We start from the raw sequence: 19,922 nt of genomic DNA on the forward strand, positions 1-19,922 counted from the left end.
CATCGACACAGCCCCGCGCCCCCCAAAAAAGCAGGCGCGCTACAGCGCGAGGAGTTGGTCGGTCACCGCTGACAGGCGCTTCTGGACGTCCTTGTCGTACGTTGCCTCGTGGGCCCTCGCCGGGTTCGTGCCGTCGAAGTAGCCGCCGGTTCCGACGTCCTGGGTGGCCAGGGCCAGTACCCCCGGTGCACCGTCCGCCACCGTGTTCAACGGCGCCACCCCGCCCTCTCGCACCATCGCCGTGTCCATGAAAGTTGCCGGGTGCAGCACATTGACGGCCACACCCGTGCCCGCCAGCTCCTCCGCCAGGGCGAACGTGTGGGCCGCCAGGGCGAACTTGGCCCGGCAGTACGCCGCGAAGCCCTGGTAGCCCCGGGTGAACTCGGGGTCGTCGAAGTCCAGTGGCTCCTGGCCGGCCGAGCCCACGTTGACGATCCGGGCCGGAGCGTTGGCGCGCAGGACCGGCAGCAGGGCATGGGTCAGGGTCACCGGGGCCAGGTAGTTGACGGCCAAACGCAGTTCGTGGCCGTCGGCGCTCAGTTCGCGCCCCGTGCCGGGCGCGCCGGCGCCGACGCCCGCGTTGTTGACCAGTACGTCCAGGCCGGGACGCGCGTCGGCGACCCGCGCGCCCAGCTCGCGGACCTGCGCCAGCGAGGCCAGGTCGGCGACGAAACCCTCCGCCTCGCCCTCGGCGCGCAGCTCCTCGACCAGCGCCTCGGTACGGCCCGGATCGCGGCCGTGCGCGAGGACGACATGTCCGGAGCGGACCAGTTCGAAGGCGACGTACCGGCCGAGCCCGGAGGTGGCACCGGTGATCAGAACAGTGGACATGCTTCCAGCGTAGGCACGAGCCGACGCCGGCTGCTTGGTACTCCTGAGGCTACGACTGCCAGGGTCACCCTTCTTCTTCCTCCGCCAGCACCCGCTGGGCCGTCGCGAACGCCGCGTTCGCCGCCGGAACTCCGCAGTACACGGCCGTCTGCAGCAGCACCGCGCCGATCTCCTCCGGTGTGAGCCCGTTGCGCCGGGCGGCCCGTACATGCATGGCCAGCTCGTCGTAGTGGCCGTGCGCGACCAGTGCGGTGAGGGTGATCATGCTGCGTTCGCGGCGGGAGAGGGTGGGGTCGGTCCAGATCTCGCCCCAGGCGTAGCGCGAGATGAAGTCCTGGAAGCGGGCCGTGAAGGGGGTCTGGCGGGCCTGTGCCCGGTCGACGTGTGCGTCGCCCAGCACCTCCCGGCGCACCGCCATGCCCCGCCTGGCACCGCCGTCGAGGTGGGAGCGGAGCGCGGTGAGGACGGCCTCGGGGCACTGCGCGGGCGCCAGATGCGAGGCGCCGGGCAGCTCGACCAGCGTGGCCGCCGGCACCGCGTCCGCGATCTCCCGCAGATGCGGCGGCGGAGTCGCGGGGTCCTGACGGCCCGCGATCAGCAGGGTGCGTGCGGCGATCTCACCGAGCCGGTCGCGCAGGTCGAAGGCGGCCAGCGCGTCGCAGCAGGCGGCATACGCCTCCGGGTCCACCGTCCGCTGGTCCTCGACGAGGCGCGGCACGGTGAAGCCAGGCGTGAACCAGCGGGTGCCCGCATTGTCCGCCAGCCACTCCACGCCCTCCCGGCGGACCCGCTCGGCCCGCTCCTCCCAGGGCCTCGCCCCGTTGAAGTGGGCGGACGAGCAGATCACGGCCAGGCTCTCCAGCCGGCCCGGGTGGTGGACGGCAAGGTGCAGCCCGATCGCACCGCCCAGTGACACCCCGGCATACCCGAACCGCTCGATGCCGAGCGAGTCGGCGAGCGCGAGCACCAGGTCGGCGAGGTCACCGACGGTCGCCCCCGCCTTGATCAGATCCGGTGCCGAACCGCCGTGCCCCGGCAGGTTCCAGCGCACCACCCGGTGGCTGGTCGACAGTTCGGGCGCCACCGCGTCCCACAGCGCGTACGAGGTGCCGAGTGACGGCCCGAGCAGCAGCGGGGGAGCGGAAGCAGGGCCTTCGGCACGGTGGTTGAGGAGGTTCTCGGTCAACGTCGCTCCAGTGCACGATCGGTGAGAGCGCCGGCGGAGCCGGTGTAGCGGGCGGGGTCGGTCAGGTCGTCGAGGTCGACGTCCGTCAACTCTGGCTCCTCAGCGAGGAGTTCGCGCAGCGTGCGCTGCTCGGTGTAGGTACGGCGGGCGAGCTCGGTGAGCAGCTCCTTCGCCCGGGCCCGGCCGAGCACGGGAGCCAGTGCGGCGGACAGCCGCTCGGAGACGATCAGACCGCGGGTGAGATCCAGGTTCCGGCGCATCGCCTCCGGATGCACCCGCAGCCCCTCCGCCAGCTCCGCCGCGTCCCGGGCCGCGCCCCCGACGGCGCGCAGAAGATCCCGCAACGGCTCCCACTCGGCGTGCCAGGCACCGGCCGGCCGCTCGTCCTCCGCGACCAGGGAGCCGTACAGGACGGCCGCGAGCTGCGGGGCCCGCCGGGCTGCGGCCGCGATGAGGGTGGAGCGCACGGGGTTCGCCTTGTGCGGCATCGCCGACGAGCCGCCGCCGCTGCCCTCGGAGAGCTCACCGATCTCGGTGCGGGACAGGGTCAGTACATCCACGGCGATCTTGCCCAACGCCCCGGCCGTGGAGGCGAGGCACCCGGCGAGATCGGCGACGGGGGTACGCAGGGTGTGCCACGGCAACAGGGGAGCGGCCAGGGCGAGTTCACGCGCGTACGCCTGCGGCAGCTCTTCCGCGTGTTCCGCGCCGTACGCTCCGAAAGCCGCCAACGTGCCCGCCGCGCCCCCGAGTTGCGCGGGCAGTGACTCCCGGACCCGGGCCATACGGTCCCGGGCGTCGAGGACCAGCGAACGCCAGCCGGAAGCCTTCAGCCCGAAGGTCGTCGGTACGGCGTGCTGGGTGAGCGTGCGGCCCGGCATCGGCGTGTCGCGGTGCTCGGCGGCCAGCCGGGCCAGCGTCTGCTCGGTGCGCCAGAGGTCGGCGAGGACCAGGTCCAGGGTGCGGGCGGCGACCAGCATTGTCGCCGTGTCCATGATGTCCTGGCTGGTGGCGCCCCGGTGAACATACGGCCCGTACTCCGCGCCGACCGCCTGCGTCAGATCGGCGACCAGCGGGATGACCGGGTTGCCGCCGGCGCGGGCCCGCGCCGCGAGGGCGCCGACGTCGAAGCGGTCCGGATCGGCCGCCTCGGTCACGGCCGCCGCGGCCTCGGCAGGGGCCAGCCCCAGGGCGGCCTGTGCCCTGGTGAGGGCCGCCTCCGCGGCAAGGAGCGCCCGCAGCCAGGCGCCGTCTCCGGTCGCGGACGCGGCGGCGGAACCGGCCCACCCGGGGCCGAGCAGCCCGGCGTCACCGCCGCCATGGCTCAGTGATGTCACTGGAACTCCAGGAAGACCGTTTCGCCCTCGCCCTGAAGGCGGATGTCGAAACGGTAGGTCCCCCGGCCCTCGTCGCCGGCGATCAGCGTGTCGCGCCGCTCGCCCACCCGGGTGAGCAGCGGGTCCGCGGCGAGCGCGGTGTCGTCGCCGGGCAGATAGATCCGGGTGAACAGGTGCATGAGCAGGCCGCGGGCGAAGACGCACACGCTGATGTAGGGCGCGCTGTCGCCGCGGGCGCCGGGCCGCAGCGTCCGCGCGTACCAGTGCCCGTCGGCGTCCGTCTGGATCCGGCCCCAGCCGGTGAACTCCACGCCGTTGCGGCCGAGGTAGTCACCGGTCGCCGGGTCGCGCCGGATCGAACCGTCCGTGGTGGACACGTTCCCGTCCGGGTCGGCGCCCCACAGCTCCACGAAGGCGTCCGGCAGCGGCCTGCCCTCCCCGTCGAGGACGTACCCGTGGACCGTGATCGTGTCCGGGTGGCCGAGGGGGGCGATCTCCTCGCCGCCGCGGAACGGCAGCGCATAGCCGTAGAACGGGCCGACCGTGTGCGACGGGGTGGGCAGCACCTGCTCCGGGCTGCTTGTGTCGATCTTCGTCATGGCAGGTCAGCGTCCTTCTTCGAGCCAGGTGGCGTGCGGGCCGTCCAGCACGATGTCCCAGTGGTAGCCCATCGAGAACTCCGGCACGGACAGGCTGTGGTCGTAGGTCGCGACCAGGCGCTGCCGGGCCGCGTCGTCCGTCACCGACTGGATGATCGGGTCGTACGGGAACAGCGGGTCGCTCGGGAAGTACATCTGCGTCACCAGCCGCTGGGTGAACGCCGTACCGAACATCGAGAAATGGATGTGCGCCGGACGCCAGGCGTTGACGTGGTTGCGCCAGGGGTAGGGGCCCGGCTGGATGGTGGTGAAGCGGTAGCCGCCCTCGGCATCGGTGATGGTACGGCCGACACCCGTGAAGTTCGGGTCCAGCGGAGCGTCGTGCTGCTCGCGCTGGTGGGCGTACCGGCCGGCCGAGTTGGCCTGCCAGATCTCGATCAGCTGCCCGCGGATCGGCCGGCCGTCCCGGTCAAGGAGCCGCCCGGACACGGTGATGCGCTCGCCGATCGGCTCACCGGTGTGCTGCCGGGTCAGATCGTTGTCGATCTCGGTGATGTCCCGCTCCCCGAAGGCGGGCGAGTGCAACTCCACCAGCTCCGGGTCCTGGGTCGTGTCGATGGCGACCAGAGGTTGTTCGGGGTGCCGGAGGACGGAGGAGCGGTAGGGGGCGTAGTCCCGACGGGGGTGGTGCTCGACGGGGGCGCCTTCGGCGACGCCCTTCTCGTAGTCGGCGTGCCTGGCGGCGATTTCGAGGTCGATGTCAGCTTGGGTGAGAGTCATTGAAAGTCCTAGCTGTAAGCACCCGATAGGGGCGCGGGGCTGTATCGATGTGCGGCTCCGCCGCGTGGGCGCGACCAGCCACGACGCACCCGCAGGTGCTGGACTGGCCGTTTACCGTTCAAGAACCAGCGCGAGCCCTTGCCCGACCCCGATGCAGAGCGTGGCAACACCGGTACCGCTCCCTCGACGTGCCAGTTGATGCGCCACCGTCCCCGCAAGCCGCGCCCCCGACGCACCCAGCGGATGCCCCAGCGCAATAGCCCCACCCTGCGGATTGAGAACGGCCGGATCGAACTCCGGCCATTCCGCCACGCACCCCAGCACCTGCGCCGCGAACGCCTCGTTCAGTTCGAGCACGTCGAGCTCCGCAAACCCCTTCCCGGCCTTGCCCAGCGCACGGTGCACGGCTTCCACCGGCGCGAGCCCGAAGTAGTCCGGGTCGATCGCCGAGACACCGGTCGCGCTGACCCGGGCCAGCGGCTCCCGCCCGACCGCCTTGAGCCCCTCCTCGTCGGTCAGCAGCAGCGCCGCCGCACCGTCGTTGAGTGGCGACGCGTTGCCCGCGGTCACCGTCCCGCCCTCCGTGCGGAAGGACGGCTTCAGCTTGGCCATCGCGGTGAGGGAGGCGTCCGGCCGTACGCACTCGTCCGCGCCGAAGACCACCGGCTCACCCTTGCGCTGCGGAATGGATACCGGGGCCAACTCGGCGTCGAACAGCCCCTGTTGCTGGGCCGCCGCAGCCTTCTGATGGGAGGCGAGGGCGAACTCGTCCTGCTGTTCGCGGCTGATCTTGTGCTTGTCGGCGATGAGTTCCGCGCTCTCACCGAGCGGGATGGTCCACTGCGGGTCCATCCTCGGGTTGACCATGCGCCAGCCCAGTGTGGTCGAGTACAGCTCGGTGTGGCCTGCAGGGAAGGGCCGGTCGTTCTTGGGCAGCACGTACGGCGCGCGGGTCATCGACTCGACGCCGCCCGCCACGGCGATCGACGCATCGCCGACCGCGATCGCGCGGGCCGCCTGGATGACCGCTTCGAGCCCCGACGCGCACAGCCGGTTGACGGTGACGCCCGGCACGCTGGTCGGCAGGCCGGCCAGGAGCGCGGCCATCCGGCCCACGTTGCGGTTCTCCTCGCCGGCGCCGTTTGCGTTGCCGAAGTAGACGTCCTCGATCCGGGCAGGGTCCAAGTCCGGCGTGCGGGAGAGGAGTTCAAGGACCGCGTGGGCGGCCAGGTCGTCCGGACGTACGCCCGCGAGACCGCCGTTGTAACGGCCGATCGGCGTCCGCACCGCGTCGACGATGTACACCGTGTTCACAGCAGACCCTCCAGGACAGTGAGTTTCGCGTCGGTCTTGGCGGCGATCTCCTCGACGCCGACCCCGGGTGCGGTCTCGACGAGGACGAGTCCGTCGTCCGTGACGTCCAGGACACCCAGGTCGGTGATGATCCGGTCGACGCATGCCTTGCCGGTCAGCGGCAGCGCGCACTCGGTGAGGATCTTCGGCGAGCCGTCCTTCGCCGTGTGCGTCATGACGACGATGACCGTGCGGGCGCCGTGGACGAGGTCCATCGCGCCGCCGATCCCGGTGACCAGCTTCCCGGGGATGGCCCAGTTGGCCAGGTCCCCGCTCGCGGAGACCTGCATCGCGCCCAGCACCGCGACATCGATGTGCCCGCCGCGGATCATCGAGAACGACAACGCCGAGTCGAAGAAGGACGCCCCCGGCAGGACCGTCACCGTCTCCTTGCCCGCGTTGATCAGATCCGGGTCGACGGCGTCCTCGGTGGGGTACGGGCCGGTGCCCAGGATGCCGTTCTCCGACTCCAGGACCACCTCCACGCCCTCGGGCAGATAGTTCGGGATCAGTGTGGGCAGGCCGATGCCGAGATTGACGTACTGCCCGTCCCTCAGTTCGCGGGCCGCCCGCGCCGCCATCTGCTCACGCGTCCAGGCCATCAGCTGCTCACCGTCCGCTGCTCGATCTTCTTGTCCGCCGCCTGCTCCGCCGTCAGCGCGACCACCCGCTGGACGAAGATCCCTGGCAGATGAACCGCGTCCGGGTCGATCTCGCCGGGCTCCACCAGTTCCTCCACCTCCGCGATCGTGACCTTGCCGGCCATCGCGGCGAGCGGGTTGAAGTTCCGGGTGGACTTGTTGAAGACCAGGTTCCCGTGCCGGTCGCCCTTCGCCGCCCGTACCAGAGCGAAGTCCGTACGGATCCCACGCTCCAGGACGTACTCGGTGCCGTCGAACTCCCGGACCTCCTTCGCCGGCGAGGCCAGGGCGACGCCTCCGGAGCCGTCGTAGCGCCAGGGCAGCCCGCCCTCCGCGACCTGCGTGCCCACCCCGGCCGGGGTGTAGAAGGCGGGGATCCCGGCGCCGCCCGCGCGCAGTCGCTCGGCGAGAGTGCCCTGCGGGATCAGCTCCACCTCCAGCTCACCCGCCAGATACTGACGCGCGAACTCCTTGTTCGCCCCGATGTAGGAGCCGGTCACCCGGGCGATCCGGCCCGCCGCCAGCAGTACCGCGAGCCCCGTGTCCATCGCCCCGCAGTTGTTCGAGACCACCGACAGGCCGCTCACCCCGCGCTCGTACAACGCACCGATCAGCACGTTCGGAACACCGCTCAGCCCGAAGCCGCCGACCGCGAGCGACGCGCCCTCCGGCACGTCGGCCACCGCCTCCGCGGCCGTGGCGACCACCTTGTCCATCCGTGAAGCCCCATCTCTTCCTGGCGCCCGGGTGACGCGCTCCGCGTCTGATCAATCAGGGAATTAATCAGGGCACTGAGTATTTCAGCGAGATATCTTTCACGCTGCCACCCGCGTCCCCGCCCGTCAAGACCTCGGACAATGGCAGACGGGTACACAGACAGGATGGCTGGCCGCAGGTATCGTTCAGTGCACCAACGAATTCAGATCATGGGAGTGCATATGGCCGCGGTGGACCTCACCACCCACCCCGGGCACCTGGCCCGGCGGCTTCAGCAGGCCCACTACCTGCTGTGGAACACGATGGTCTCGGAGGAGATCACCTCGCCGCAGTTCGCCGTCCTGAACGCGCTCGTCGCCGAGCCGGGGCTGGACCAGCGCACGGTGGGGGAGCGGGTGGGTCTGGACCGGTCGACCATCGCCGAGGTCATCAGCCGGCTCGGCCGGCGCGGGCTCCTCGACAAAGTGCGCGACCCGCAGGACGGCCGCCGTTTCCAGCTGCGCCTCACCGACGACGGGCTGCGCACCCACCGCAAGCTCACCGTGCGCACCGCCCGGATGAACCAGGTCTTCCTGGCCCCGCTCTCGGCCGAGGAGCAGACCCAGTTCTTCGATCTGATCCGCCGGGTCTCGGACGCGGCGGAGGGGCTGCGCAATCCCACGGAACCCCTCGTCCCGCAGGCCTAGGCCTGCGCGAACACCACCCACACCTGCCCGGCGGCGAAGTCCACGGGACGGCCGTCCGGCCCGGTGAACGTCGTACCGCCCGTGGCCGCCTGCCGCGTCCAGGTGGCCGCGAACGAGCGTCCGTCCCGCAGCACTTCGGCCTTCCCCGACCCCACTGTCTCGGTGAACGGCGTGTGGTTGCCGAGCACGTCGTGATACCTGGACGTGCGCACCCGCACGTGCTGCACCACGACCGTCGCGGCCGCCACCCGCTTCCCGGCCGTCGTCCGGGCCGGGGTGCCGTCCATCGACACCAGCCAGCGCTTTTGGTCGGCGGACCAGGTGAAGGTGAAGCGGGCCGCCGGGTACCGCACGGTGCGCGTGGCGGTGACCGTGCCGCCGACCGGGGCCGGGCCGTAGCGGAAGCCGGTGGTGAGCGTCGCCCTGCCGGGCACCCCGGCCATCAGCCTGGCCGGTCGGAGATACAGGTTGTGCGGGGCCGGCCTGTCGCTGCCCCGGTAGTAGGCGTGGGATGCGGCCTCGGGTGTCTTTGGCCGCAGCGGCGCCCGGTCGATCAGCGGGAGCAGCTTGTGCTGGGCACCGGAGAACGCGAGGGTCGGCCGGTCGAACTGACGCAGCAGTTCCAGGTCGGACTCGCGAGCGCTGCGGACCGGGCCGACGGCGTCGGGGAGTTGAGTGGCGTACACCGCCATCAGCCGGCTGAGCCCGCCCTCCACCTGCTCCGTGTACACCACGTCCGCCGAGTCCAGCCCCGTCTGCGGGCGGGCCGCGGCAACGTTGTCGATCTTCACGGCCAGTACGGAGCCGGTGCCGGCGGTGTGCTGCCCGTCCGGCGCCTGGCTGCCGTGTGATGCGCGGCCGTCGTCCGGTGTGCCGTGCCGGGTGCAGCCGGCCGTGAGGGAGGCCGCCATCACGGCCGCGGCCAGCGTTGCCGTCAGCGCGGTCCGGCGCGTCGGCGCCCTGTGTCGCATGCCCACCGTTGCCACCCCGTTCGTCCCCTTGATTGTGTGCTCATCGGCTTATCGGTGGCCATATCCGGTCGAAGCCGATCACGGACCGCCGGATGACCCGACGGAGGGTGAAGGGGGCGTTGGGGCTACGCCCCCAGGATCTCCGTGAGGTCGTAGCGCACAGGTTCCTCCAGCTGGGCGTAGGTGCAGCTCTCCGGTGTGCGGTCCGGGCGCCAGCGGCGGAAGCGGGCCGTGTGGCGGAAGCGGGCGCCGTTCTCCATATGGTCGTACGCCACCTCGGCCACCCGCTCCGGCCGCAGCGGCACCCAGGACAGGTCCTTCTTGCCCGACCAGCGGCTCGGCGCGCCGGGCAGCCGGGCCGACTCATGGGCGGCCTCCTCCGCCCAGGCGGCCCACGGATGCCCGGAGACGTCGTCCATGCGCAGCGGCTCCAGTTCCTCGATCAGCTCGGCCCGCCGCTTCATGGGGAACGCGGCCGACACGCCCACGTGCTGCAGGGCGCCCCGGTCGTCGTACAGTCCCAGCAGCAGCGAGCCGACCACCGGGCCGCTCTTGTGCAGGCGGTAGCCCGCCACCACGACGTCGGCGGTCCGCTCGTGCTTGACCTTGAACATGGCGCGCTCGTCCTGGAGATAGCGCAGGGTGAGCGGTTTGGCGATGACCCCGTCGAGACCGGCCCCCTCGTACTGCTCGAACCACTGCCGGGCCACGTCCACATCGGTCGTCGCCGGCGCCAGATGCACCGGCGGGGCGACCCCGGCCAGCGCTCTGGTGAGCAGGGCGCGACGGTCGGTCAGCGGAACCTCCAGCAGGGACTCGTCCGCCAGCGCCAGCAGATCGAAGGCCACGAAGGAGGCGGGCGTCCGTTCCGCCAGGGTGCGCACCCGGGAGTCCGCCGGATGGATCCGCTCGGTCAGCGCGTCGAAGTCCAGCCGGCCTTCCCGGGCGATCACGATCTCCCCGTCCAGCACGCACCGCTCGGGCACCCGCTCCTTCAATGCCGCTACCAACTCTGGAAAGTACCTGGTCAACGGCTTCCCGGTGCGGCTGCCGAGCTCCACCTCGGCGCCGTCCCGGAACGCGATCGCGCGAAAGCCGTCCCACTTGGCCTCGTACTGCATGTCCGGCGGGATCGTCGCCACCGACTTGGCGAGCATCGGCTTCACGGGTGGCATCACCGGCAGATCCATGCCACGACTCTACGAGCGGTCCCCGGGGTCCGCTCGTCGCACGGCACGCCCCGGATCCGCACTTGTTGATCACAACCCGGACACGGCGTGCGCACAGCGCCCGCACAGGCAGCATGATGCTCGTTCGGTACACACGCTCCACGGGGGAACATCCATGCGTACCCGTACGGCCGTCACCGCCGCCCTGCTGCTCGCCGCGACCGCGACGGCCTGCGCCGGCGGTGGCGCGGACGCGACCGGCGCCAAGGCGTCCCGCCCGTCGGCCGCCGCCGAGGCCCTCACGCTCGGCTCCGGCCGGCACTGGAAGGACATCGACGGCGACGGCAGTTACATCAGCGCCACGACGACCGCCGTCAGCTACACCCAGCCCGCCAAGGGCGTGAACCTCCCCCGCTACCTCGCCGAGATCCCCGACCCGGAGTGGGCGGTGCTGGAGGTGAAGACCTGCGCCGACGCCGACAGCACCGACGTCATCGTCGCGCAGTCCCCCTGGACCCTCCGGCTCAAGGACGGCACCGAGGTCAAGCCGCTGGGGCTCAGCGGACACGGCATACCGGCGCCGACCTATCCCGTCTCGGGCGAAGCCGTGCGACCGGGTGGCTGCCTGCGCGGGAAGATCACGTTCAGTGTGCCCAAGGGCAGCCGTCCTGAGCGGATCGTCTACGACGTCCGGCGCCGGCCCGCCGTCACCTGGTCCGTGCCCTGGGCGTAACCGATGTGCGAGGGCCGGACGGTGCGCCTACCGTAGCCGCATGGGTGATGCGGTGGAACTGGAGGTGGCCGGCCGGACCGTACGGCTGTCCAGCCCCGGCAAGGTGTTCTTCCCGGAGCGCGGTTTCACCAAGCTGGACGTGGCCCGCTACTACGCGGCCGTGGCCCCCGGCATCCTCCGCGCCCTGCGCGACCGCCCCACCACGCTCCAGCGCTACCCGGACGGCATTGAGGGCGAGTGGTTCTACCAGAAGCGCGCGCCCAAGGGCATGCCCGACTGGATCCCCACCGCCCACATCGCTTTTCCCAGCGGCCGCACCGCCGACGAGATGTGCCCCACGGAGGAGGCCGCCGTGGTGTGGGCCGCCCAGTACGGCACCCTCACCTTCCACCCCTGGCCGGTGCGCCGCGCCGATGTGGACAGTCCCGACGAACTCCGTATCGACCTTGATCCGCAGCCCGGCACCGACTTCGCCGACGCCGTCCGCGCCGCCCACGAACTGCGCGCTGTCCTCGACGAGTTCGGCGGGCTGCGGGGCTGGCCCAAGACCTCGGGCGGCCGTGGGCTGCATGTCTTCGTGCCCATCGAACCCCGCTGGACCTTCACCCAGGTCCGGCGCGCCGCGATCGCCGTGGGCCGTGAACTGGAACGCCGGATGCCGGACCAGGTGACGATCAGGTGGTGGAAGGAGGAGCGTGGCGAGCGCATCTTCGTCGACTACAACCAGACCGCCCGGGACCGCACCATCGCCTCCGCCTACTCCCTGCGGCCCCGCCCGAACGCCCCGGTCTCCGCCCCCCTGCGCTGGGAGGAGGTCGACGAGGTGCAGCCGGGCGACTTCGACCTCGCCACGATGCCGGCCCGCTTCGCCGAAGTCGGCGATGTGCACGCCGACATGGACGACCACGCCTACTCCCTCGACGCACTCCTGGAACTCGCCCGCCACGACGAACACGAGCACGGCCTCGGCGACCTGCCGTATCCGCCCGAGTACCCCAAGATGCCGGGCGAGCCCAAACGCGTCCAGCCGAGCCGCGCCCGGCCCGAACAGGCTTCCTGACGACGGTACTCGGGGCGGATGCCCGATCCGCCGACGGGCTGCCACACCCCCGAGAGCGCTCCCGGCGCCCCTGCCACCCGGGGCTATGCTGATCGCCAGCCGCCGACGAGGAGGGCCGTGGTGTCCGAGGCAGTGTCGCGCCCCACACTGGAGGCCGTGGCCGCGCGGGCCGGGGTGTCCCGGGCCACCGTGTCACGGGTGGTCAACGGCGGCGACGGGGTGCGCGAACCCCTCGTCGAGCGGGTCCGGAAAGCGGTCGAGGAACTCGGGTACGTCCCCAACCAGGCGGCCCGCAGCCTGGTCACCAAACGGCACGACGCGGTCGCCGTCGTCATCGCCGAACCCGAGACCCGGATCTTCACCGACCCCTTCTTCGCCCTCCAGCTACGTGGTATCAGCAAGGAGTTGACCACCCACGACAACCAGCTCGTGCTGCTGCTCACCGAGGGGCGCGACGACCACGCCCGCGTAGCCCGCTATCTCGCCGGCGGCCATGTCGACGGCGCGCTCGTCTTCTCGCTCCATCTCGACGACCCGCTGCCCGGACTGATCGAGGGCGCAGGAGTCCCCGCCGTGTTCGGCGGCCGGCCCGGCTGGAGCGATGGCACGGACAGCGCCGTGTACGTCGACTGCGACAACCGCGGCGGCGCCCAGGACGCCGTACGGCATCTCGCCGCCCTGGGCCGGACCCGGATCGCCCATATCACCGGGCCGCTGGATCAGACGTCGGCCGCCGACCGCCTCCAGGGCTATCGCGACGTCATGGACGTCCTGGGGAAGGCCGATCCACGGCTGGTCGTGCCCAGCGACTTCACCCCGGCCGGCGGCGAGCGCGCCATGGGCGAACTCCTCGACCGCTGCCCGGACCTCGACGCCGTGTTCGCGGCCAACGACCTCACCGCGCTCGGCGCCCTGCGTGTCCTGCGCGAGCGCGGCCGCAGGGTGCCTGAGGACGTGGCCGTGATCGGCTTCGACGATGTGCTGCCCGTCACCGAGGAGACCGAGCCGTCGCTGACGACGGTCCGTCAGGACATCGAGGAGATGGGCCGGTTGATGGCCCGGCTCCTGCTGGGCTCCCTGACCCGGGGCAAGCCGGTGACCGGCACGCCGTCCAGCGTCATCCTGCCCACGACACTGGTACGACGCGCCACGGCTTAGGGTGCCCGGCGGATCATGCCGGTGTCGCGGGGTCCGGCACGCGCATCTGCCGTGTTGTCGTCACTCGCCGACGTCCCCCAGTCTTCGGCCGGGGGCGCCCCCACCGCGTCGCCCGCCGCGATGGGGGTGCCCCAGCGCGAGCTTGTTCGAGCGTGGGGGAGGCTGATCGTCCGGGGCTCCGCCGCCTTGCAACTGCACGCACCAGACCACGCTTGGCTCGGCCACAAGGCGCCGTTCCCATAGCCGACCTGATCCGCCGGACATCCCCTGGCCCCTCTCCGCCTCAGCTCTGCTGCTCGCTCTTGATCACCGCGAAGCGGGCGCCGTACGGGTCGGCCAGCTTGGCCATGCGGCCCACACCCTCCAGCGTGGTCGCGGGCATCCGCACCTTGCCACCGGTCTGCTGCGCCTTCTCCACCACCGCGTCCGGGTCCTCGACCTCGAAGTACGGCAGCCAGTACGCGCCGACCTGCGCCTCGGCCGGGTCCTCGGCCAGCGGGACCACCCCGCCGAAGACCGAGTCGTCGTCGCCGTCCGCCGGGTTGACACAGGTGTAGGTGCCGCCGGGGTAGGGCACTCCGGAGGTCTCCAGACCGAGCACCTTGTGGTAAAAAGCGGCGGCCGCCGCGATGTCCGGGGTGTACAGCTCGACCCAGCACAGCGAACCCGGATCGCCCGCCACCTCCACGCCCTTGGTAAGCCCGGGCTGCCAGATACCGAAGGGCACGCCCGCCTGGTCGGTGAGGATCGCCATATGGCCCCGGCCCATCACGTCCATCGGCTGGGCGAGGACGCTGCCGTGCGCCTGCTCGGCGGTCTTGGCGGTGGCCTGCGCGTCCTCGCTCTGAAAGTACACGGTCCAGGACGGCGGCCCCTGTTCGGGAGTGGTCTGCATACCGCCGGCGACCGTCCTGCCGCCCAGCTGGAAGAAGCCATAACCGCCGGCTTCGGGTCCCGCCGACTGGAACTGCCAGCCGAAGAGACCGTTGTAGAAGGAGACAGCGCCGTCGATCTCGGGGGTGCCGAGGTCGATCCAGTTGGGAGCGCCGTTGACAAAACGGGTGGTGAGCATCATCGCCCTCCTCGGAAGGGTCCCGTTCATTGCACAGCCGAGTCTTCCACCGTCCACTGACAATCGCTGCCGGAGCGCGCCCACCGGAACCCGGTTACCGTGGGTCACTTGACGCACTCGCCGAGTTTTGAATCCGTTGCGCGCGCCGCCGTGCGCAGGCGTGTTGCCGTCGCGCATCATCGAGGCTGCGGTGGTCCGTCGCGCCTGCGTTGAGCGGGCGTTGATCGAACGTTTTTCGCCGCACGGCACGATCCTGGCCATGCACTTCGACACCACCATCCCGCCCCGCACGCCTGTCCCGGTCTGGCATGCGCAGGCGTTGTGCGCGCAGACCGGGGCGGACTTCTTCTTCCCCGAGCCCGGCAGCTCGGTGCGCGAGGCGAAGCGCATCTGCGGTATGTGCGAGATGCGTTCGGCCTGCCTGGAGTACGCGCTGGACAACGACGAACGCTTCGGCGTCTGGGGCGGCCTGTCCGAGAAGGAGCGACTGGAACTCCGGCGCGCCTCCCGCTGAACCCCGGCCGCCCCGGAGAAGCCGAACCACGGCCGCCCCGGAAAATGTGTACGGTCCCCCGCCCGGCCCGGCTACGGTCCCGGGACGCGGCCGGACGTAGCGCAGAGGCAGTCGCACCGTCCTGCCCGGGCGAGCACGCCGGTTCGAATCCGGTCGTCCGGGCCGCGTGACGAGGTCCTGCAGAGCAGAGGCAGACTCGCCGCCTTTGCAAGGCGGATACGCCGGTTCGAATCCGGCCGGGACCACGGTACGGCGGGCACGGAGCGGCGGGACGGATGAGCGAGGCGATCACCGAGGCGGGACTGGCGGCTTTCCACGAGGTGGGGAAGCTGCGGGCCCTGCCCGTCGACGACCCGGTGCGGCTGCGCGCCGAGCAGGTCGACGCCTCCTTCGCCCGCGACGGACGGCTGCGCCGCCGCAAGACCCGCGGCACCGAGCAGGGCGGGGCCGTGGCCCACGGCGTACTCGGCGGGGTCCGTCATGATCCCGGCCTGGCGGACGCGGAAGTCGAACTTGCGGTGCGCGCCGAACTGGGCGCGCAGTGAGGGCGGGCAGTCCGCGCGGATGGCCAGCGCCCAACGGACGTAGCCCGGAAGAGAGTTCTCGCGGTCGGCCTCCGCGACCGTCTGCCAGTGCTCGCGCCGGTAGACCATGGAGGTGGCCTCCCGCGCGGCGGCCATGGTGGTCGACGACTCGCGCAGGGCAGGCACCAGTCCGAAGCGGGCGACCCGGTCCGGGACCGGCGGTTCCCGGTAGGTGTCGCGCAGGACCGGGTCGACCTCCACGGCGAGCAACCGGCCCGGGCCGAAGGGCACTCCATCGAGAATCGCCCGGCGCAGCGCCGTGTCCTGGTCCGGGAGGAGGCGCCAGATGACGGCGTTGAGATCGGGGTCGTCCTCCTGGAGCATCCACAGCACCACCGAGGACGGCAACGCCGACAGCTCCCACGGGAGCCGGCGCCGGGCCTCCCGGAGGTCCTCCGGGGCCGGCCGCGGCAGCCCGGCACGCGCGCGTACCCGGTCGGCGTCCCCGGAGTCGATCAGGTCCAGCAGGAAGCCGACCGCCCGGCCGGAGGTGATGCCAGCAGGCATGCGCGCATGATGCCGCAGGCCGCCGACAGAGCGCACCGGTAAATCCGCGCGCCCGTCGGTCGTGGGTTCAGGCGCCGGCGCGCGCCGCCATCCGCGCCTTGCGGGCGGCCAGCTTCTCGTCGAACTTCAGAGCCTCGGCGTCCAGACCGCCCATGAACAGGCCGAGTTCCTCCTGTGCCTTCAGGCCCTCCGGGCCGAGCCCGTCGATCTCCAGGACCTTCAGGTGGCGCAGCACCGGCTGGATCACGTCGTCATGGTGGATGCGCAGGTTGTAGACCTCACCGATGGCCATCTGGGCGGCGGCCCGCTCGAAACCGGGGATACCGTGGCCTGGCATGCGGAAGTTGACGACGACGTCCCGGACGGCCTGCATGGTCAGGTCGGGGGCGAGTTCGAAGGCGGCCTTCAGGAGGTTGCGGTAGAAGACCATGTGCAGGTTCTCGTCGGTAGCGATGCGGGCCAGCATGCGGTCGCAGACCGGGTCGCCGGACTGGTGGCCGGTGTTGCGGTGCGAGACGCGGGTCGCAAGCTCCTGGAAGGCGACATAGGCGACCGAGTGCAGCATCGAGTGCCGGTTGTCCGACTCGAAGCCCTCGCTCATGTGGGACATCCGGAACTGCTCCAGCTTGTCCGGGTCGACGGCGCGCGAGGCGAGCAGATAGTCGCGCATCACGATGCCGTGCCGGCCCTCCTCGGCGGTCCAGCGGTGCACCCAGGTGCCCCAGGCACCCTCCCGGCCGAACAGCGAGGCGATCTCGTGGTGGTAGCTGGGCAGGTTGTCCTCGGTGAGCAGGTTCACCACCAGGGCGATCCGGCCGACCTCGGTGACCTTGGACTGCTCCTTGCCCCAGGCCTCGCCGTCCTCGAAGAAGCCGGGGAAGTTACGGGCGTCCGACCACGGCACGTACTCGTGCGGCATCCAGTCCTTGGCGACCTTCAGATGGCGGTTCAGCTCCTTCTCGACCACTTCCTCCAGGGCGTACAGCAGCCGCGCGTCGGTCCATGCGGATGAGCTGCCGAGATGGGGAGAAGTGATCGTCACGAGAACTCCAGGGGACGCCGAACAAGAGCGAATGAACAAGGGAGGACCGGCGAGCGGTGCCGGAGCCTACGTGATCGTAGGCTACGAACCCGTAGGTTACGAAGCCGTAGGTTAAGCGCGCCGTAAAAGACCGCTGATCGGGTCTTGTGCCCCGGGCGAATCCGGACATGCCAAACAGCCCCGGGGCCCGCAAGTCCGGAGACTGGAGGCGCGAATCGATCACCTGATCAGACGTACAGCTCCCGCAGCCGCACCGAGAGGCACGTCACACATCCCTCGAGCTTCTCGAACTCGGAGATGTCCACCGTGACGACGTCGTGGCCGAGATCGGTCAGCAGCTCCGTCGTCTTCGGGGCGCTCGCCGACATCAGCAACTTGCCGCCGCCCAGCAGCACCACATGGGCGCCCGCCTCCTCGGGCACCGCCAGGAAGCCTGGGAACAACGAGGGCCGGTCCACGTTCGGGATGTGCCCCAGAATCGTTCCGTCGGGCAGCGCGGTCACCGCCGACTTCAGATGCAGCACCTTGCTCACCGGTACGGCGACCACCCGCGCGCCGAGCGGCTCGAACGCGGCCCGCAGCTGCTGCACCCCGGCAGCGTTGGTGCGCCCGCCACGGCCGACGTAGACGGTGTCGCCGACCTTGAGGACGTCACCGCCGTCCAGAGTGCCGGGCTCCCAGACCCAGTTCACCGAGCAGCCGAGGCGGGCCACCGCCTCCTCGACCCCGGCGGTCTCCCCGCGCCGGGACTCGGCGCCGGGCCGGGTGATCAGCGCCACGTTCCGGTACATGACGACCGTGTCCTCGACGAAGACCGAGTCCGGGCAGTCGTCCTCCGGATCGACCTCGATGGTCTCCCAGCCGTGCGCGCGCAGTGTCCCGGCGTACGCCTCCCACTGGTCCTGGGCGAGCTCGACGTCGACCTTCTCCCGCTCGATGTGCGTCACCAGACCTTCGGCGAGGCGCGGGCTGGGGCGGCGGATGAGGGCCTTCTTGCTGGGCACGGCGGGTCTCCGGTTCGGCGGTTCGGTCCGGCGCCCATTGTGGGGGCGCCGGACCGCCATCATGCAGGGCGGGTCCGTGTCGACAAAACCCTCGTTGTCAGGCTGTGCCCCTCCTGAGACGCGCCACCTCCTCCGGTGTGGTGCCCGTCAGCTCCCCGTCCGCCATCAGCAGCCAGCGGGTGATTCCGATCGTCTCCAGGAACGGCAGATCGTGACTGGCCACGATCAGAGCGCCCTGGTACGACGCCAGGGCCATGGTGAGCTGCCGCACGCTCGCCATGTCGAGGTTGTTCGTCGGCTCGTCCAGCACCAGCAACTGCGGGGCGGGCTCGGCCAGCAGCAGCGCGGCCAGCGCCGCCCGGAAGCGTTCGCCGCCGGAGAGCGTGGCCGCCTGCTGGTCGGCGCGGGCGCCCCGGAACAGGAAGCGGGCCAGTCGCGCCCGGATCCGGTTGTTGGTGGCGCCCGGCGCGAACCGGGCCACGTTCTCGGCCACGGTCAGCTCCCCGTCGAGCACGTCAAGCCGCTGCGGCAGGAAGCGGAGCGGCACATGCGCGTACGCCTCGCCCGCGACCGGCTCCAGCTCCCCGGCGATCGTGCGCAGGAGCGTCGTCTTGCCCGCTCCGTTGCGCCCGATCAGCGCGATCCGCTCAGGACCCCGCAGATCGAGAATGCCCGACACCCGCGCGCCGTGTGCCAGCTCCAGGTTCTGGAGCGTCAGCACGTTCCGGCCCGGCGGTACGGCCGTGTACGGCAGCTCGACACGGATCTCGTCGTCGTCCCGTACGGCCTCCACCGCGTCGTCGAGCCGTTCCCTGGCCTCGGCGAGCCGCCCCTCGTGCATGATGCGGTGCTTGCCCGCGGACTCCTGTGCCGTCCGCTTGCGCGCCCCCATGACGATCTTCGGCTCGCGTTTCTGCTCGTACATCTTCTGCCCGTACCGCTTGCGGCGGGCCAGTTTGACCTGGGCGTCGGACAGTTCGCGTTTCTGCTTGCGGACATCGGCCTCGGCGACGCGCACCATGCGCTCGGCCGCCTCCTGTTCGACGGCGAGAGCCTCCTCGTACGCCGAGAAGTTGCCGCCGTACCAGGTGACCTCCCCGGAGCGCAGGTCGGCGATCTGGTCGACCAGGTCGAGGAGCTCACGGTCGTGACTGACCACGATCAGCAGACCCGGCCAGGAGCCGACAGCCGCGTACAGCCGCTTGCGCGCGTACAGATCGAGGTTGTTGGTGGGCTCGTCGAGCAGCAGCACGTCCGGCCGGTCCAGGAGCAGCGCGGCCAGCCGCAGCAGCACCGACTCGCCGCCGGAGACCTCGCCGACGGTCCGGTCCAGCCCGATGTGGCCGAGCCCGAGTTCGCCGAGGGTGACCAGGGCGCGCTCCTCGACGTCCCAGTCGTCGCCGAGTGTCTCGAAGTGCGCCCCGGACGCGTCGCCCGCCTCGATGGCGTGCAGCGCGGCCCGCCGGGCGGCGATGCCGAGCGCCTCGTCGACGCGCAGTGCGGTGTCGAGGGTGACGTTCTGCGGGAGGTAACCGACCTCGCCGGTCACCTTCACGGTGCCGTCGGACGGGGAGAGCTCGCCGGCGATGAGCTTCAGAAGTGTTGATTTCCCTGATCCGTTGACGCCGACGAGACCGGTCCGGCCGGGACCTACGGCGACGTCGAGGCCGTCGAGGACGGAGGAGCCGTCGGGCCAGGAGAAGGACAGGGACGTACAGGTGATGGATGCAGACATGGGCGCCTCGCGGTTGCTTGCGGTGTCGGGGACAGACGCATGTCGAGACACCGCGAGACAGCAGCCGAGGGGCCGGGGAAAGATCCCGTGCCGGAGGACGGCTCGCACGCCGAGGTCGAACCCCACAGACACACCTCACGGGTGTGACGCGGTGTCTCGGATCCTCAGACGAGCAACGTCCTTCTCCAATCGACGGCAACAGAACCGTCGTACAACGTAGGAGAGCCCCAACGGGGTGTCAAC

Annotated in this window: 20 protein-coding genes and 2 tRNA genes; 8 read left to right on the forward strand and 14 right to left on the reverse strand. The window is 71.0% G+C overall.

All coding sequences use genetic code 11. The annotated features are described in order from the left end of the window. Window positions 1-39: 39 nt before the first annotated feature. The 8 genes from ACZ7OO_RS23385 to ACZ7OO_RS23420 all read right to left on the reverse strand — a co-directional run bounded on the left by ACZ7OO_RS23385 (window position 40) and on the right by ACZ7OO_RS23420 (window position 7,443). Window positions 40-831, reverse strand: coding sequence for an SDR family NAD(P)-dependent oxidoreductase (locus ACZ7OO_RS23385; RefSeq protein WP_471507222.1), 792 nt, complete (start codon window positions 829-831; stop codon window positions 40-42). Between the two features lie 64 nt (window positions 832-895). After that, window positions 896-2,017 (reverse strand): bifunctional 3-oxoadipate enol-lactonase/4-carboxymuconolactone decarboxylase PcaDC, encoded by a 1,122-nt coding sequence (gene pcaDC, locus ACZ7OO_RS23390; protein ID WP_471507224.1) that lies wholly within the window; start codon window positions 2,015-2,017, stop codon window positions 896-898. Further along, complete coding sequence (gene pcaB, locus ACZ7OO_RS23395; protein ID WP_471507409.1) at window positions 2,014-3,345, reverse strand: 3-carboxy-cis,cis-muconate cycloisomerase; 1,332 nt, start codon at window positions 3,343-3,345, stop codon at window positions 2,014-2,016. Before pcaB ends, pcaDC begins: the two co-directional genes overlap by 4 nt. A gap of 5 nt (window positions 3,346-3,350) precedes the next feature. Further along, complete coding sequence (gene pcaG / locus ACZ7OO_RS23400; protein WP_471507226.1) at window positions 3,351-3,953, reverse strand: protocatechuate 3,4-dioxygenase subunit alpha; 603 nt, start codon at window positions 3,951-3,953, stop codon at window positions 3,351-3,353. A gap of 6 nt (window positions 3,954-3,959) precedes the next feature. Next, the gene (gene pcaH / locus ACZ7OO_RS23405; RefSeq protein WP_471507228.1) at window positions 3,960-4,733 is read right to left on the reverse strand and encodes a protocatechuate 3,4-dioxygenase subunit beta; all 774 of its coding nucleotides are present in this window, start codon (window positions 4,731-4,733) and stop codon (window positions 3,960-3,962) included. 111 nt (window positions 4,734-4,844) lie between these two features. Continuing rightward, window positions 4,845-6,047, reverse strand: coding sequence for a thiolase family protein (locus ACZ7OO_RS23410; protein ID WP_471507230.1), 1,203 nt, complete (start codon window positions 6,045-6,047; stop codon window positions 4,845-4,847). Beyond that, complete coding sequence (locus tag ACZ7OO_RS23415; protein ID WP_352221860.1) at window positions 6,044-6,688, reverse strand: CoA transferase subunit B; 645 nt, start codon at window positions 6,686-6,688, stop codon at window positions 6,044-6,046. The genes ACZ7OO_RS23410 and ACZ7OO_RS23415 overlap by 4 nt, the downstream gene beginning before the upstream one ends. Continuing rightward, window positions 6,688-7,443 (reverse strand): CoA transferase subunit A, encoded by a 756-nt coding sequence (locus ACZ7OO_RS23420; RefSeq protein WP_352221859.1) that lies wholly within the window; start codon window positions 7,441-7,443, stop codon window positions 6,688-6,690. Before ACZ7OO_RS23420 ends, ACZ7OO_RS23415 begins: the two co-directional genes overlap by 1 nt. A 222-nt stretch (window positions 7,444-7,665) precedes the next feature. On the opposite strand from ACZ7OO_RS23420, the gene ACZ7OO_RS23425 reads away from it, so the two are divergent. Next, window positions 7,666-8,130: a MarR family winged helix-turn-helix transcriptional regulator gene (locus ACZ7OO_RS23425; protein WP_471507232.1), complete on the forward strand. Its 465-nt coding sequence runs from the start codon at window positions 7,666-7,668 to the stop codon at window positions 8,128-8,130. On the opposite strand, the gene ACZ7OO_RS23430 is transcribed toward ACZ7OO_RS23425, so the two are convergent. Both ACZ7OO_RS23430 and ACZ7OO_RS23435 read right to left on the reverse strand, forming a co-directional pair. Further along, window positions 8,127-9,101 carry a DUF3048 domain-containing protein gene (locus tag ACZ7OO_RS23430; protein ID WP_471507234.1) on the reverse strand — a complete coding sequence of 325 codons (975 nt, stop codon included), beginning with the start codon at window positions 9,099-9,101 and terminating at the stop codon, window positions 8,127-8,129. The genes ACZ7OO_RS23425 and ACZ7OO_RS23430 overlap by 4 nt on opposite strands. A 125-nt stretch (window positions 9,102-9,226) precedes the next feature. Then, on the reverse strand, window positions 9,227-10,291 hold the full coding sequence (locus ACZ7OO_RS23435; RefSeq protein WP_471507236.1) for an ATP-dependent DNA ligase: 1,065 nt from the start codon (window positions 10,289-10,291) through the stop codon (window positions 9,227-9,229). A gap of 154 nt (window positions 10,292-10,445) precedes the next feature. Here ACZ7OO_RS23435 and ACZ7OO_RS23440 point away from each other — a divergent pair, with 154 nt between their 5' ends. The 3 genes from ACZ7OO_RS23440 (at window position 10,446) to ACZ7OO_RS23450 (ending at window position 13,221) form a co-directional block, all read left to right on the forward strand. Then, window positions 10,446-11,003: a hypothetical protein gene (locus ACZ7OO_RS23440; RefSeq protein WP_471507238.1), complete on the forward strand. Its 558-nt coding sequence runs from the start codon at window positions 10,446-10,448 to the stop codon at window positions 11,001-11,003. A gap of 40 nt (window positions 11,004-11,043) precedes the next feature. Then, the gene (ligD, locus tag ACZ7OO_RS23445) at window positions 11,044-12,063 is read left to right on the forward strand and encodes a non-homologous end-joining DNA ligase (RefSeq protein WP_471507240.1); all 1,020 of its coding nucleotides are present in this window, start codon (window positions 11,044-11,046) and stop codon (window positions 12,061-12,063) included. Window positions 12,064-12,183: 120 nt separating this feature from the next. Beyond that, window positions 12,184-13,221 carry a LacI family DNA-binding transcriptional regulator gene (locus tag ACZ7OO_RS23450; RefSeq protein WP_471507241.1) on the forward strand — a complete coding sequence of 346 codons (1,038 nt, stop codon included), beginning with the start codon at window positions 12,184-12,186 and terminating at the stop codon, window positions 13,219-13,221. Window positions 13,222-13,504: 283 nt separating this feature from the next. On the opposite strand, the gene ACZ7OO_RS23455 is transcribed toward ACZ7OO_RS23450, so the two are convergent. After that, window positions 13,505-14,293, reverse strand: coding sequence for a VOC family protein (locus tag ACZ7OO_RS23455; protein WP_471507243.1), 789 nt, complete (start codon window positions 14,291-14,293; stop codon window positions 13,505-13,507). Between the two features lie 259 nt (window positions 14,294-14,552). Between ACZ7OO_RS23455 and ACZ7OO_RS23460 the strand changes: the two genes are divergently transcribed. The 4 genes from ACZ7OO_RS23460 to ACZ7OO_RS23475 all read left to right on the forward strand — a co-directional run bounded on the left by ACZ7OO_RS23460 (window position 14,553) and on the right by ACZ7OO_RS23475 (window position 15,352). Continuing rightward, window positions 14,553-14,807 carry a WhiB family transcriptional regulator gene (locus ACZ7OO_RS23460; protein ID WP_351705417.1) on the forward strand — a complete coding sequence of 85 codons (255 nt, stop codon included), beginning with the start codon at window positions 14,553-14,555 and terminating at the stop codon, window positions 14,805-14,807. 90 nt (window positions 14,808-14,897) lie between these two features. Further along, window positions 14,898-14,969, forward strand: a tRNA-Gly gene (locus ACZ7OO_RS23465). Between the two features lie 11 nt (window positions 14,970-14,980). Continuing rightward, window positions 14,981-15,052, forward strand: a tRNA-Ala gene (locus ACZ7OO_RS23470). Between the two features lie 30 nt (window positions 15,053-15,082). Further along, entirely contained in the window at window positions 15,083-15,352 is a 270-nt protein-coding gene (locus ACZ7OO_RS23475) for a hypothetical protein (RefSeq protein ID WP_471507246.1), read from the forward strand. Between the two features lie 613 nt (window positions 15,353-15,965). Here ACZ7OO_RS23475 and ACZ7OO_RS23480 read toward each other — a convergent pair. The 3 genes from ACZ7OO_RS23480 to ACZ7OO_RS23490 form a co-directional block, all read right to left on the reverse strand. Next, window positions 15,966-16,940: an acyl-ACP desaturase gene (locus tag ACZ7OO_RS23480; protein WP_471507248.1), complete on the reverse strand. Its 975-nt coding sequence runs from the start codon at window positions 16,938-16,940 to the stop codon at window positions 15,966-15,968. Between the two features lie 227 nt (window positions 16,941-17,167). Continuing rightward, entirely contained in the window at window positions 17,168-17,944 is a 777-nt protein-coding gene (gene ddaH, locus ACZ7OO_RS23485; protein WP_471507250.1) for a dimethylargininase, read from the reverse strand. 97 nt (window positions 17,945-18,041) lie between these two features. Continuing rightward, the gene (locus ACZ7OO_RS23490; protein WP_471507252.1) at window positions 18,042-19,679 is read right to left on the reverse strand and encodes an ABC-F family ATP-binding cassette domain-containing protein; all 1,638 of its coding nucleotides are present in this window, start codon (window positions 19,677-19,679) and stop codon (window positions 18,042-18,044) included. Between the last annotated feature and the right edge of the window lie 243 nt (window positions 19,680-19,922).

Source organism: Streptomyces sp. NPDC111744 (assembly GCF_055634995.1).